General features: G+C 71.0%; 15 protein-coding genes and 2 pseudogenes. 9 read left to right on the forward strand and 8 right to left on the reverse strand.

Translation table 11 applies throughout. The features are described from left to right. The first annotated feature begins 60 nt into the window (after positions 1–60). Entirely contained in the window at positions 61–186 is a 126-nt protein-coding gene (locus tag BZY54_RS54790; RefSeq protein WP_279634699.1) for a hypothetical protein, read from the forward strand. Positions 187–224: 38 nt separating this feature from the next. Here BZY54_RS54790 and BZY54_RS23295 read toward each other — a convergent pair whose 3' ends face one another. Together BZY54_RS23295 and BZY54_RS23300 are read right to left on the reverse strand one after the other, a co-directional pair. Beyond that, the gene (locus tag BZY54_RS23295; RefSeq protein ID WP_143668102.1) at positions 225–821 is read right to left on the reverse strand and encodes a YbhB/YbcL family Raf kinase inhibitor-like protein; all 597 of its coding nucleotides are present in this window, start codon (positions 819–821) and stop codon (positions 225–227) included. Between the two features lie 703 nt (positions 822–1,524). Continuing rightward, positions 1,525–1,929 (reverse strand): STAS domain-containing protein, encoded by a 405-nt coding sequence (locus BZY54_RS23300; RefSeq protein WP_086727291.1) that lies wholly within the window; start codon positions 1,927–1,929, stop codon positions 1,525–1,527. Between the two features lie 526 nt (positions 1,930–2,455). Between BZY54_RS23300 and BZY54_RS23305 the strand changes: the two genes are divergently transcribed. The 4 genes from BZY54_RS23305 (at position 2,456) to BZY54_RS23320 (ending at position 5,886) form a co-directional block, all read left to right on the forward strand. Next, on the forward strand, positions 2,456–2,737 hold the full coding sequence (locus tag BZY54_RS23305) for a metal-sensitive transcriptional regulator (RefSeq protein ID WP_086727278.1): 282 nt from the start codon (positions 2,456–2,458) through the stop codon (positions 2,735–2,737). 341 nt (positions 2,738–3,078) lie between these two features. Continuing rightward, positions 3,079–3,531 carry a hypothetical protein gene (locus BZY54_RS23310; RefSeq protein ID WP_244217298.1) on the forward strand — a complete coding sequence of 151 codons (453 nt, stop codon included), beginning with the start codon at positions 3,079–3,081 and terminating at the stop codon, positions 3,529–3,531. 102 nt (positions 3,532–3,633) lie between these two features. Continuing rightward, positions 3,634–4,557, forward strand: coding sequence for a hypothetical protein (locus BZY54_RS23315; protein WP_086727279.1), 924 nt, complete (start codon positions 3,634–3,636; stop codon positions 4,555–4,557). Between the two features lie 117 nt (positions 4,558–4,674). Further along, a complete protein-coding gene (locus BZY54_RS23320; RefSeq protein WP_086727280.1) occupies positions 4,675–5,886 on the forward strand; it encodes a permease in 1,212 nt (403 codons plus the stop codon). Positions 5,887–5,995: 109 nt separating this feature from the next. Here BZY54_RS23320 and BZY54_RS53465 read toward each other — a convergent pair whose 3' ends face one another. Together BZY54_RS53465 and BZY54_RS53470 are read right to left on the reverse strand one after the other, a co-directional pair. Beyond that, positions 5,996–6,223: an alpha/beta fold hydrolase gene (locus BZY54_RS53465; protein ID WP_244217300.1), complete on the reverse strand. Its 228-nt coding sequence runs from the start codon at positions 6,221–6,223 to the stop codon at positions 5,996–5,998. A 241-nt stretch (positions 6,224–6,464) separates the two neighbouring features. After that, positions 6,465–6,629 (reverse strand): annotated as a pseudogene (locus tag BZY54_RS53470) (epoxide hydrolase N-terminal domain-containing protein); the annotation flags it as partial. A 352-nt stretch (positions 6,630–6,981) separates the two neighbouring features. On the opposite strand from BZY54_RS53470, the gene BZY54_RS23330 reads away from it, so the two are divergent. After that, positions 6,982–7,698: a BPL-N domain-containing protein gene (locus tag BZY54_RS23330; RefSeq protein WP_244217299.1), complete on the forward strand. Its 717-nt coding sequence runs from the start codon at positions 6,982–6,984 to the stop codon at positions 7,696–7,698. Between the two features lie 35 nt (positions 7,699–7,733). Here the strand turns inward: BZY54_RS23330 and BZY54_RS23335 are convergent, their stop codons facing one another. The 3 genes from BZY54_RS23335 to BZY54_RS23345 form a co-directional block, all read right to left on the reverse strand. Continuing rightward, positions 7,734–8,144, reverse strand: coding sequence for an SRPBCC family protein (locus BZY54_RS23335; protein ID WP_086727282.1), 411 nt, complete (start codon positions 8,142–8,144; stop codon positions 7,734–7,736). Beyond that, a complete protein-coding gene (locus BZY54_RS23340) occupies positions 8,141–8,455 on the reverse strand; it encodes an ArsR/SmtB family transcription factor (RefSeq protein ID WP_086727283.1) in 315 nt (104 codons plus the stop codon). Before BZY54_RS23340 ends, BZY54_RS23335 begins: the two co-directional genes overlap by 4 nt. Before the next feature lie 388 nt (positions 8,456–8,843). After that, the gene (locus BZY54_RS23345; protein WP_086727284.1) at positions 8,844–9,560 is read right to left on the reverse strand and encodes an SDR family oxidoreductase; all 717 of its coding nucleotides are present in this window, start codon (positions 9,558–9,560) and stop codon (positions 8,844–8,846) included. A gap of 71 nt (positions 9,561–9,631) precedes the next feature. On the opposite strand from BZY54_RS23345, the gene BZY54_RS23350 reads away from it, so the two are divergent. Both BZY54_RS23350 and BZY54_RS23355 read left to right on the forward strand, forming a co-directional pair. Then, positions 9,632–10,444: a helix-turn-helix transcriptional regulator gene (locus BZY54_RS23350; RefSeq protein WP_086727285.1), complete on the forward strand. Its 813-nt coding sequence runs from the start codon at positions 9,632–9,634 to the stop codon at positions 10,442–10,444. A gap of 72 nt (positions 10,445–10,516) precedes the next feature. Next, positions 10,517–11,248: a class I SAM-dependent methyltransferase gene (locus BZY54_RS23355; RefSeq protein WP_086727286.1), complete on the forward strand. Its 732-nt coding sequence runs from the start codon at positions 10,517–10,519 to the stop codon at positions 11,246–11,248. Positions 11,249–11,330: 82 nt separating this feature from the next. On the opposite strand, the gene BZY54_RS23360 is transcribed toward BZY54_RS23355, so the two are convergent. Further along, positions 11,331–11,984 carry a TOPRIM nucleotidyl transferase/hydrolase domain-containing protein gene (locus BZY54_RS23360; RefSeq protein WP_086727287.1) on the reverse strand — a complete coding sequence of 218 codons (654 nt, stop codon included), beginning with the start codon at positions 11,982–11,984 and terminating at the stop codon, positions 11,331–11,333. A 282-nt stretch (positions 11,985–12,266) separates the two neighbouring features. Between BZY54_RS23360 and BZY54_RS23365 the strand changes: the two are divergent. Next, positions 12,267–12,523, forward strand: a pseudogene (locus BZY54_RS23365) (aminoglycoside phosphotransferase family protein); the annotation flags it as partial.

Raw genomic sequence — 12,523 nt, forward strand, 5'->3', positions numbered from 1 at the left:
GGACCGCCGAACTAGCCCGTCTAATAAGGCGCACCGTTCGAGATCGCCAACCGTTACCACGTGTGCCACCGCCGAGCGGACCAGCGCGGCGACTACGACGAGGCGTTCCTGGACTGGATCAACTGGTACTACCTTCCCACGGCGGAGCTGACCAAGGTGTTGACCGCATCGCGGGGCTCTGTTTGAGCCCAGCGGGTCGGATTGCTCGATCGGTGGATCTCGCGTCAGCGGCGTGTGTAGGGGGCCACGAGCGCCGCCGAGGCGAAGGCTCGACTCTTGATCTCCTGCAGCGTCCGGGCAGGCTGCGTACTGCCGTCGAAGGATGCGGGCATCGGTTCGTGGAGCACGTACAGCGTCAACTGGTACCTGTGGGTGCTGCCATGCGGTGGGCATGGTCCGTGGTAGGCGGCCTCACCGAAGTCGTTGAGCGCCTCACGGGTACCTGCGAGAAGGCGGTGGGCGCCGATTCCGTGGGCACTTGGGGGGATTCCGAGCAGGAGCCAGTGAATCTTGTGGATATCGAGGTCGACCATGGTCAGGGCGAGCTCCCGAGTTCCGTTCGGCATGTTCGCGAAGTTCAGCCCCGGCGAGTAATCCCTTGGATCATCGCAGGTCATGAGCGAGGTGAACGCTCCGGTGCGGTCGAATCCCTCTCCCCGAGCAAGGGCGAGGGGCCGCCCGGCAGGCGAAGTGGTGGCGCGTGTGGTTTCCGTGGCGAACGTGTGTGCGCTGGGCGCGGGCTCTGATGTGCCGGAGCAGGAAGCGCAAGCCAGCAGTGCCGCCGTGACCGCGACGGTTGCCAGGGTCGGGTGTCCTCGCATGCCGCCCACTGTAGAGACGCGGATTCGCAGGACGAGTCATCCACGCTGGGCCGCCCCCCAAACGACACATCGTCGCGTCCACGCGACTGCGGCGTTCCAGTACGCGGTCTCCGGTCGCCTCGGCGTCCAGCCCGTCTTGACCGCGTCGACGGCTTCTCGGATCGAAACGGCGGTCTCGAAGGGGGCGTCTTGCTCCTCGGTGCCGAGCTGGTAGACGACAGTACGGCCGCAGCATGCTCGGGCTGCGTCGCCGCAACGATTTCCGATCCGCGGGATGGAGTCGACGTTGATCTTCCCTGACCTCGTGAGACGCCGAGCCGCACCTTCCTGGAGCGCTCACCGGCGTTCCCCGTCACTTGCTGCCGGATCGGGCACGTAAAGGCACGTGCGGCCTGGTGATGAGGGAACTGCTCGCTCGCGCGAAGCTCCGCGCCAGCGACTAGGCGGTGGCCGCACCGATGCCGCCCACGGGCCGCGTCGGCGTCGAGCCGACCTTCTCGACGTGCCCACCTCCCCGACCTTGACGAACGTCGGGCCCGTGGAGTGCTCGGAGCCCAGCCTGCGGCACCCCGGGGCCCGCGCCGCACCATCGGAGCCGACGGCCGGCAGGACGACGATTCGACCCAGAGTCTCGGCTGACGAGCCCTCACCACCGGGCCGCGGCACGGGTCGGTCCGACGTCACAGCCAGCCCGACGGGTTCCTCAGTCCGGGGGGCCCGGCCAGTACGCCAGGCCGTCGTGCGATGGCGGCTGGCTGGTCGCTTCCTGCGGCGAGTCGTAGAACTCGTAGGCTCCGCGCAGGCCGCCGTGCCGGAAGACCTTGAGTATCTGGGCGGACGGGCACGTGATCCGCAGGGAGCCCTCCTGTTTTCTGATGTGCTTGGTGATCGCCACGACCGTGCTCAGGCCCATCGAGTCCAGGAAGGGCACGAAACACAGGTCCAGGACGAAGTGGCGGTGCCCCTGGTCGAGGAGCCGGGCCACGGCTGTGCGGATCTCGGCGTGGGTGCGGATGTCCACTTCGCCGTCGATCTCCAGCACGGTCCAGCCGTTGATCACGTCGTAGCTGACGGTGATGTGCTGGTCGCGGATGAGGGTCGTTCGCATGGCCACCCCTCTTCCCGGCTTCGGGCGGGCACAGGTTCCCCCAGCGACGCGTTGCGCGGCGGTCGGGAAGTGTCTGTCCTGCCGGCAGATGCCGCCTGCCTCCATCCAAGACGTCCGTCCGCTGATCGCAAGCCCAGCGGCATCTCGATCACCTCAGGGGTATCCCTGGGGGCGGTGTAGAGGTTTCCGGAGAGTGCGGGGTGTGTCGGCCTGAGGAGGAGTTCCAGCCGCTGACGGAGGACGGTCCGCGGCTGGTCCAGCGCGCGCGGGAACTCACGCAGGGATACTTGACGGCCCTGGCACCCGGCCGGCGGCGATGTGGCGGTGTCGGTGCTGCTGGTAGGCCTGAGCTGGTCAGTAATGCAGTGCGGCATGTCGTGGGATGACCGGCCGGGCCACACCGCGGGACGGCCGTCACCCGATCCACGAGGCAGAAGCCGCGGGGGTCGTCAGGCTTCTCTCCGCCGCCCCGGCGCGCGGACTGCGGGAGGTAGGATACCCGCAGGGGTATACGGAGGAGTGCGTTGTGGAACTGGCGATGGCGGAGAAGGAACTGAAGTCGGTGGTCAACCGCCTGCGCCGGGCGCAGGGCCAGATCGCCGGCGTGATCAAGATGATCGAGGAGGGGCGGGACTGCGAGGAGGTCGTCACGCAACTCGCGGCGGCTTCCCGGGCTCTGGACAGGGCCGGATTCGCGGTCATCGCCACCGGCCTGCAGCGCTGCCTCAGCGACTCGGAGATGGCCGCCGGCGGAGACCAGGAGCAGATGCGGGCCCGGCTGGAGAAGCTCTTCCTGTCGTTGGCCTGAGCCGAGTGCCCTGATGGGCGCGCCCGGTCAGGTCGCAGACGGGCAACCGAGCCCTCGACGAAACCGTGCGCTCACGGCCTGCCCCACCGTCTCGGGCGCGGCTCGTCATCCATGAATCACAACTAGCTGCCCGGCGTCGAGGCACGGGCTTCCAGAATCCGGCGGGATCAAGCAGAGGCGGCGGGCTTCCAGAATCCGCCGGGATCAAGCAGAGGCGGCATTCCATCCGGGCCGCTCCAGGGAGCCGGGAGGGGATGCCGCCGAGCGCTCGATACCCTGCCCCGGTATGGTCGGTGGCGGGTGCCGAGCGAGACGGAAGAGAGGGCAGGACCGTGGACAGCGTGCGGGCGCGAGCGGGCAGGCGGGGCATGACCCGGCTGCTGGCGGTGTGCGCGGTGCTGTGCGGCCTGTTCCTCATGCACGGCGCCCCGGCCACCGCCGCGGAGGGCTGCCACGGCGCCATGACCGCTGCCTCCGCCATCTCGACCTCGCCGATGCCCAGCGGCCACGACGCCGCCCCCATGCCCACGGCCCAAGGGCCCGACGCACACGGTCAGGGTTCAACGGTCCGGGCCGCCGGCACATCGCAGATGTCCGGGGAGCTGTGCGTCTCGACCCCGGCCCATGAGCGGGTCCCCTTGCCTGCGCCCGCCCTGCTCGCCGTGGCAGGCGCCGGCGTGCTCGCCCTGTGGGCGCCGGCGCGACTGCGGGCGGCGGCCGGCGGGACGGGGCGGCGGGGGCCACCGGGCGGCGGACGACATCTCCTGCTTCAGGTGTGCATCGCGCGGACGTGACAGGCACGCGCCGGAGCCCGGCCCAGGCCGGAGCCGGCACCGTGTCCTGCTCGTCTCCGCGCGCCACCGGTGTGGTGCGCCCACCCGGAAAGACCCACGTCGATGTCCACCTCTTCCCGTTCCACCGCACGCCGCGGCTCGGCCGCGGCCGGTGCCGCGGCCGCTCTGGCGCTGACCCTGGCCGCCTGCGGCTCCTCCGGCGACTCCTCCTCCATGCCCGGCATGGACCACGGCGCCAAGGCCTCCGCGCCCTCCTCGCCCAGCCCATCTCAGGCGATGGGCGACATGCCCGGCATGGATCACATGGCCACCGGCGACGGCCTGTCCGACGCCCAGGACGGCTACCGCCTCACCTCCACGGACGCCACGCTGCCGTCGGGTAAGCGGACCGCCTACCGGTTCACGGTCGCGGGCCCGGACGGCAAGCCGGTCAGCGACTTCGCCGTCGACCAGACGAAGCGGATGCACTTCTACGCCATCCGCTCCGACCTGACCGGCTTCCAGCACATCCACCCTGCCATGGCCGCCGACGGCACCTGGAGCGCCGACCTGGCCTCCCTCGCCCCGGGCTCATGGCGCATGTTCGCCTCCTTCACCCCCGCCGCCGGACCCGGCAAGGGCAAGGACCTCGTGCTGTCGCGCACCCTCACAGTGCCCGGCGACGCCACGAAGACGACGCTGCCCGCGCCCGCGGGCAGCACGCAGGTCGACGGGTACACCGTCACCGTCAAGGGCGAGCCCATGGCGGGGATGTCGCACCCGCTGACCGTCTCCGTCGCCAAGGACGGCAAGCCCGTCACCGACCTGCGGCCCTACCTCGGCACCTACGCCCACCTGACCGCCTTCCACGAAGGCGACGCCGCGTTCGCCCACCTCCACCCGACCACCGAGGTGACCGCGGACCACGGCGGCCCGGACCTGAACTTCCAGGCCGAACTGCCCACCTCCGGCAACTGGCGGTTGTTCCTGCAGTTCCGGACCGGCGGCACGCTCCACACCGCCGCCCTGACCCTGCGCGTGGGCTGACCCCCGGCGGGGCGCCGCCTCTGCGGCGGCGCCCCGCACCCCGGTCGGCAGGCAACTACTCCGGCCCATGGAGTGTCCGCCGGTCGTACGCCGCACTTCGGAGGGAACGCTTCACAGATGCACGCCGTACTGCACGCACTGTCGATCACCGGTTCCATGACCTGGGAGATCACCTGGGCCCTCATCCTGGGCTTCGCCCTGTCGGCCATCGTCCAGGCCGTGGTCCGCAAGTCCACCGTCGTATCCCTGCTCGGCGACGACCGGCCCCGCACCCTCGCCGTCGCCGCGGGCCTGGGCGTGGCGTCCTCGTCGTGCTCCTACGCCGCGGTGGCGCTGGCGCGCTCGCTGTTCCGCAAGGGCGCCGACTTCACCGCCGCGATGGCCTTCGAGATCGCCTCCACCAACCTCGTCGTCGAGCTCGGCGTCATCCTCGCGCTGCTGATGGGCTGGCAGTTCACCGCCGCCGAGTTCGTCGGCGGTCCCATCATGATCGCCCTGCTGGCAGTGCTGTTCCGGCTGCTTCTGCGCGCGCGGCTCCTGCGCCAGGCCCGCGAGCAGGCGGAACGCGGGTTGGCCGGGTCGATGGAGGGCCACGCCGCGATGGACATGTCCGTCCGAGGCGAGGGTTCCTTCACCCGGCGGCTGCTCTCCCGTGAGGGCTTCACCGCCACCAGCCACGTGTTCGTCATGGAGTGGGCGGCGATCCTGCGCGACCTGGTCGTCGGCCTGCTCATCGCCGGCGCCGTCGCCGCCTGGGTCCCGGACTCCTTCTGGCGCACCTTCTTCTTCGAGGGCCACCCGCTCGCCGCCAAGCTGTGGGGACCCGTCGTCGGCCCGCTGGTGGCGATCGCCTCCTTCGTGTGCTCCATCGGCAACGTGCCGCTGGCGGTGGTGCTGTGGAAGGGCGGCATCAGCTTCGGAGGCGTGGTGGCGTTCATCTTCGCCGACCTGCTGATCCTGCCGATCCTCAACATCTACCGGAAGTACTACGGCGCGAGGATGGCCGTCTTCCTCCTGGGCACCTTCTACCTGGCGATGGTCATCGCCGGATACGTCGTGGAGTTCGCCTTCGGCGGCCTCGGTCTGATCCCCGACCAGGCCGCCGCGAAGGTTCCCATGCAGGGCGTCAACTGGAACTACACCACCTGGCTCAACATCGCCTTCCTGGTCCTCGCCGCCGTGCTTCTGGTGCGGTTCTGGCGGACCGGCGGGCTGTCCATGGTGCGCATGATGGGCGGCGCTCCGGACACCGGCCGCGACCACACCGCACACACGCAGCACGGACACCACGCGGGCGACCACGCGAACCTCGACGAGGAACGCCAATGACGGAGCAGCCCTCCACCAGCGGGTCGACGGCCGACCCCACCCCGGGGCCGGTCCGCCGAACGGCACAGTCCGCAACCCGCCCCGCCGGAGCTGCCGCCGGCCGTCGGGGTCAGCCGTCGGAGCGAGGGGCCGCAGGCGGAGAAGAGCGGTAGGTGCGGAAGAACTCGGTGATGTCCTGGGCCAGCAGGTCGGGTTCCTCGTGGGCGGCGAAGTGCCCGCCGCGGGGCATCTGCGTGTAGCGCGTGACGTTGTACGTGCGCTCTGCCCAGCTCCGCGGTGGCCGGCTCAGATCGGCGGGGAACAGTGCGACGGCCGTCGGAACGCCGACCCGCTCCACGCGTCGGGTCAGGCCGTGGGCGTACTAGTAGTACGGCCGGAATGAGGTGGAGATCGTGCCGGTGAACCAGTAGAGGGAGGCTTGGGTGAGGAGGAAGTCGTCGCTGAAGCGGGCGGACAGGTCGCCGCCGCAGTCGCTCCAGGCACGGTACTTCTCGACGATCCAGGCGAGCAGTCCGGCCGAGGTCGGCGAGGTGTGAGGGGAGGGCGTTGATGGCGGCCTCGTGGGCTCGCCAGTCGTAGCCGCGGGCCCAGTGGGTGACGAGGCGCCGGAGTTCTGTCGCGTCGGTACCCGCCTCCCAACCCTCGACCGGCCAGGGCTCGGCCCATCGTGTGGCCTCCAACCGGGCACGGAGGTCGGCGAGTTCACCGTCACTGACCGCGATCATCGGCGGGTTGCTCGGCATCGGATTCTCCTTGGTGTACTGAGGGTCTCGGCGTGACGGGGGAGGGGCGGTCCGAGCCGGTGCGGGTGAGACCGGCAGGTCGGGGCGGTCGGCGCCGGCGAGTCCCGGGCCGGCTTCCTGGCCGTCGAGGACGGACAGCCGTGCATCTCCGCCTGGAACGTTCCGTAGCGGCGTGCCTACCGCGTCTCACTCCCGCCGGGAGAAGCGCCGGGGCGGAGATCGGGTTGGACGGCGTTCGCCCGAGTGGCCAATTATGGGTGGCTCATGTTCCCGAACGCGTCAGGCGGCGACAGTGACACCCCCCGCGCCCTCCATGAACCGGCGTCGACTGCTCACCCGGACCCTTCCCGCGGTGGCGGCCACTTTGCTGACCACCACCTCTGGCTCCCGGCGTGAGGCCGAGCCGCTGTCGGCGTTGGTCTACCGCGGTCCGGGTGCCTGCGACGGATGCGCGGAGGCGGTGGCCGCACTGCTGAAGCTGGGCCCTCGCCCGTTCAAGGTCAGGTACGTCGGTCCCGGCGAGGAGGTGCCGCTGACCGCGGCCGGTCTGGCGGAGGCCGATGTGTACGCCCAGCCCGGTGGCGACGACGACCTCGACGGGACCTGGGAGGGGCTGAAGGGCGCCGCCGGCGCGATCCGCGACTGGACCCGCGGCGGCGGCCGCTACCTCGGGTTCTGCATGGGCGGCTATCTGGCTGGGAGCGATCCGGGCTTCGGTCTGCTGCCCGGTGACACCGACGAGTACATAGCCTCGTCCGGGGCCTCGGTCCGCGACGAGCGGGACACGGTCGTGCCGGTGATGTGGAAGGGCGCGTCGCGGCACATGTATTTCCAGGACGGCCCGGTCTTCGTTCTGGACGACGGTGCGGACGCGTCCGTACTCGCCAGGTACGACAACGGGACCGTGGCGGCCGTCGTCGCGCCGTACGGCAAGGGCCGGGTCGGAGTGGTCGGGCCGCACCCGGAGGCCGACAGCTCCTGGTACTCGGACGCGGGGCTGAGCAATCCCGACGGCGTGCGTTTCGATCTGGCCCACGACCTGGTCGAGGAGACCCTCAAGGGCCTGTAGCGACCGGTCCGCGGCCGGGAGCGTGTGCGTGCCGGTCAGTCGGCTCCGCCGAGGACGGTGGCGAGGCGGTCCAGGACGTGGGGCCAGCCGTGTCCCATGCCGTTGTACGCCTGCCGGCCCATCGGGGAATCGAGGTCGAAGCCGGCGTGGGTCAGGCGCAGGCGGGTGCCCTCGCCTTCCGGCTCCAGCCGCCAGGTGATGGTGGTGTCGAGCGTGCCCTCGGCGAACCGGTAGGCCAGCAGCCGCTGTTCCTCCACTTCGGTCACCTCGCAGGGCTGGGCGCCGAAGTCGCCCATGTCCAGGGTGAAGCGGTGGCCGACCACCGGTTTGACGTCTCCTGCGGCCCACCAGCGGGCGTGGAGGTGGGGATCGGTCAGGGCGTTCCACACCGCGGCCGGGGGGTGGGGCAGAAACCTGTCGAGGTTGATCGTGTTGTTCTCGGTCACTTCTCGCTCTCCTCGTCCAAAAGATCGGCCAGCGCGTCCAGGCGCTGGTTCCAGTAGTGCTCGAAGGGGTGCAGCCACTCGCTCACCTCGGCCAGCGGTGCCGGCTGCAGGTGGTAGAAGCGGTGCCGGCCACGCGGCTCCTCGCGCACCAGTCCGGCGGTGCGGAGCACCGCGAGGTGCTCGGAGACCGCCGGCCTCCCGAGCTCGAACATCCCGGCCAGCTCACCGGTGGAGCGTGGCCCTTCACGCAGGGTCTCCAGCAGTTTGCGACGCACCGGGTTGGCCAGCACGCCGAACACGTCGGCAGGCATGACGGAACTGTACGTCGGGAATATCCGACGCGTCAAAGATTTCCGACGGGTCAGTGAGGGAGATCGTGGAGGGGCGAGGTCCACCCGCGTCGGGCCCCCAGACGCGCGGCTGCCCTGGCTGGACAGCCGCCCCTGGCCGACGGGGGCCAGGGGCGGCTGGAGAGGCGGGGCTGGGTGCGCGGCTTCGAGCGGGCCGCGCAGGCGGGTGGCCGACCTGCGCACCAGCCGGCCCGGCCGGAGGAGTGCGCGCCACGCTGTGCGAACGCCTCCCGCAGACCGCCGCGCCGACGCAGAGCCCGTAGCCGAGACGCATCGAGCCGGGCACGGCTTCATCACCGGCACCCCGCAACCCGCCACCCGGGCGTCCGGGCCGCGCTCGCCGTGATCATCACCACGGCACGGGCGTGCCGTCCCAGGAGAAGAACCCGCCGTTCGGCCCGTCGTCCGGCAGGAGCGCCAGCCGTACGGCACCCTGAGCGGCCTCCGCCGGGTCCCCGCCCGCCGCGGCTGCCCGGGAGTTGAGGTCGGTGGCCCTCAGGCCGGGGGCGAGCGCGTTGACCTTGAAGCCCTCCTCGGCCAGCGTCTGGGCGTACAGGACGGTGAGGGCGTTGAGGGCGGCCTTCGACGATCGGTACGCGGCCGCACCGCCGCCGGTGGTGGCGAACTGGGGGTTCGGGGTCGTGCTCCAGGTCAGGGATCCGGTCCCGCTGGACACGTTGACGATCCGGGGATGCGGGGAGCGGCGCAGGGCCGGCAGGAAGGCGTTGGTGACCGCGACGACCCCGAACACGTTGGTCTCGTACGTGCGCCGGAAGTCGTCCGCGGTGGTTTCGGCCGGCGGCGCGAGCGAGGGCGAGATGCCCGCGTTGTTGACCAGGACGTCCAGGCGGTCGAGTTGCCCTGCGGCCGCGGCGATGCTGTCCGGGTCCGTCACATCGAGGACCAGCGGACGCGCGGCCCCGCCGATCTCCTCGACGGCCCGGCGCCCGCGCCCGGCGTCGCGGGAGCCCACGTACACGCCGAACCCCTCCGCGGCGAGCAGGCGGGCGATCTGCTTGCCGATGCCCTTGTTGGCACCGGTGACCAGTGCTGTGCGATCGTTCATGGCAGCCACGGTCCCCTGGCGGCGACACCCCTGCCAGGGACAACCTGTACCAGGCACCGGGAGGAGAGCCCATGGCGCGGCAGGAACTGGCCCGTTTCCTGCGGGATCGCCGCACGGCCCTGCGTCCGCACGAGCTCGGCCTGGCCACCGGCGCCCCGCGCCGCACCCCGGGCCTGCGCCGCGAGGAGGTCGCGGAGCTGGCCCACATGTCCGTCGACTACTACGTACGGCTCGAGCAGGCCCGCGGCCCTCGTCCGTCGCCCCGCATCCTGGACGCGCTGGCCCGAGCCCTCCGCCTGACCCCGGCCGAACGCAGCCATCTGTTCCGCCTGGCCGGGACGACCGCGCCGCCGCCCGCCACCGGCGCCGTACGGCGCGTTCGCCCCCACGTGGCCCGGATGCTGCAGCGCCTGCCGGAGACCGGCGCGATCGTCACCGACGCCGCCTACGGCGTCGTCGCCTTCAACCCGCTGGCCCAGGCCCTGCTGGGCGGCGACCTCGGGCAAGGGGCGGCGAACCTGGCCCGGCGCCGGTTCCTCGGCGAGGGACGGTTGTACGAGAGCTCCAGCGCCGAGGAGTTCGGCCACATCGTGGTGGCACGCCTGCGCCGGGCCGCCGACCGCTACCCGCACGACCCGCAGCTCGCCGCCCTGCTGGCGGAACTGCACACCGGCAGTGAGGAGTTCCGCCGGCTCTGGGAGACCCGCCCGGTCCACGCCCCGGGCCACCGCACCAAGACCCTCGACCACCCCACGGCGGGCAGGCTCCGGCTGAACTGCGACGTGCTCCTCGTCCCCGAGGACGACCAGGAAGTCGTCCTGATCACGGCCGACCCCGGATCACCCTCGGCCCGAACCCTGCGCAGGCTCGCGGCGGCGGCCTAGGCGTGCCGGCGCTGGTCACTGCGCAGGCAGGCCCGGTTACCACGGGTGTCGTAGCGCCGTACCGTCGGTCGCATGACCGACGAGATCTTCGGGCACCCGCGGCTGGCCGCGATCTACGACATCCTCGATCCGGACCGCAGCGATCTGCATTTCTACCTCCGTCTCGCCGAGCAGTCGGACGCGAAGCGAGTACTGGACGTCGGCTGTGGGACAGGGGTGTTCGCGCTCGCGCTGGCCGATCGCGGAGTCGAGGTCGTAGGAGTTGATCCCGCCCGGGCATCGATCGAGGTCGCACGGGCGAAGCCGGGCAGCGATCGAGTTCGCTGGGTGTGCGGTGAAGCCACGACCGTTCCACCGCTGCAAGCCGACCTCGTCACCATGACGGCCAACGTCGCCCAGGCGATCGTCACCCCGCAGGCGTGGCACGGGACGCTGAAGGGTGCTCACAGGGCACTGCGGCCAGGCGGGCAGCTGGTGTTCGAGACACGGGATCCGTCCAGGCGTGCCTGGGAGGACTGGAACCGCGAGGCTTCCTTCAGCGCCACGGAGGTTCCAGGCATCGGTGCGGTGGAGAGCTGGGTCGAGCTGATCGAGATCGCGGGTCCTCTGGTGACCTTCCGCTGGACGTACGTGTTCACAGAGGACGGGCAGGTGCTGACCTCCGATTCGACCTTGCGGTTCCATGAGCGTGACGAGATCGAAGCGGATCTGGCCGACCATGGTTTCGTCCTGAGAACGGTGTGCGACGCCCCCGACCGGCCCGGCAGGGAGTTGGTCTTCGTCGCCCTCCGGCCGACGCCCTGATCCACGTCTCCCGTCATGCGGAACGGAATCGACTCACCGGGGCCGCACGCCCTCCCCGCGACGGGTGACGGCGGCGGCCGTGTCAGACATGGGTGAGGAGGCGCTCCAGCGGCCGGGGAACGCGCGCGAGGTCCAGGTGCGCGACCAGCGCCTGGGCGTAGAGCGCCTTGCGACCGCTGTGCGTGCCCATGAAGCGCCGCAGTTGGTGTTCCACGGGCCGTTCCCGCTGTGCCGGCTGGCTCTGGAAGGTGTGGAAGGGACGCGTCTCGCCCTGGGCCTCGATCACCTGCTGCACGCCCTCGGCCCCGAGAGCCCGGATCAGCTCGTCCTCCAGGTCGGCGACACACACCTGGAACCCGAGTGCCTCCAGCCCGGCCTGTGTGAGACCGGACCCGAGCCCGACCCGCTCCAGATGACGCCGGAAGTGCCGCTCCTCGCCGATGTCGCAGAGACCGGCCAGCGGGAGTCCGAGCCCCAAAGGACCGCACACGTCCAGGAACCGCCCGATGCTCGTCGCGCCTCCGAGCGGCACGACCGCGACGCCCTCCGCACCGAGATCGCGGCCGACGCGCGCGGCCAGCGTTTCGAGCGCGACCTGATCACTGCTCCCCTCGACGAGCACGATCGTCCGCACACCGCAGGCCGACTCCCGCGCCACGGCGGCCGCCGCACCCGCCCTCGCTCCGCCGGCCGCCCAGGCGGCCAGCGCCAGGCGGAATCGCCTCAACTCGTCCACGAGACCTCGCTTCCCGCCGCCATCCTGGCACGGCCGAGTTCACGTACGCACGTACGTTTTCCGGGAGCGCCGACTCAGGACGCACCCGCGCGTGGACGTCTCCGGCGACGGCACTCCGTCGTGCCGGCGAACACGCAAGCGGGTTCGGAAACAGTTCCTGATCTGGCTATGAACTCTGACGGCGGCACCGGTGTGCCTGGGACGCCGGCTAATCAATCGGCCTGCGCGTCGACGCTCTCGTAGAGTGCGCAGGTTGTCGTGGCGGAGAGGCGGTTCGGAAGCATGGCACCCAGGACAGTGACCAGAAATCAGTTGGAAGGCGTGGCCCGGGCCGCGCTGGGGGGCGGGCGGCGGCTGGAGGGGGTCGAACGGGTCGCGGGCGGCAGCAAGAAGGGCGTGTACCGCCTGGTGATGGACGACGCGACGACGGCGGTTGCCTATCTGTGGGACGACTCCGAGAACTACTGGCCGGCGGCTGAGAGCGACGACGACCTCACCGATCCGTTCTCGCCCGGTCTCGGGCTCGACCTGTTCGAAGC

Source organism: Streptomyces carpinensis, assembly GCF_002154505.1.
Classification (GTDB): domain Bacteria; phylum Actinomycetota; class Actinomycetes; order Streptomycetales; family Streptomycetaceae; genus Streptomyces; species Streptomyces carpinensis.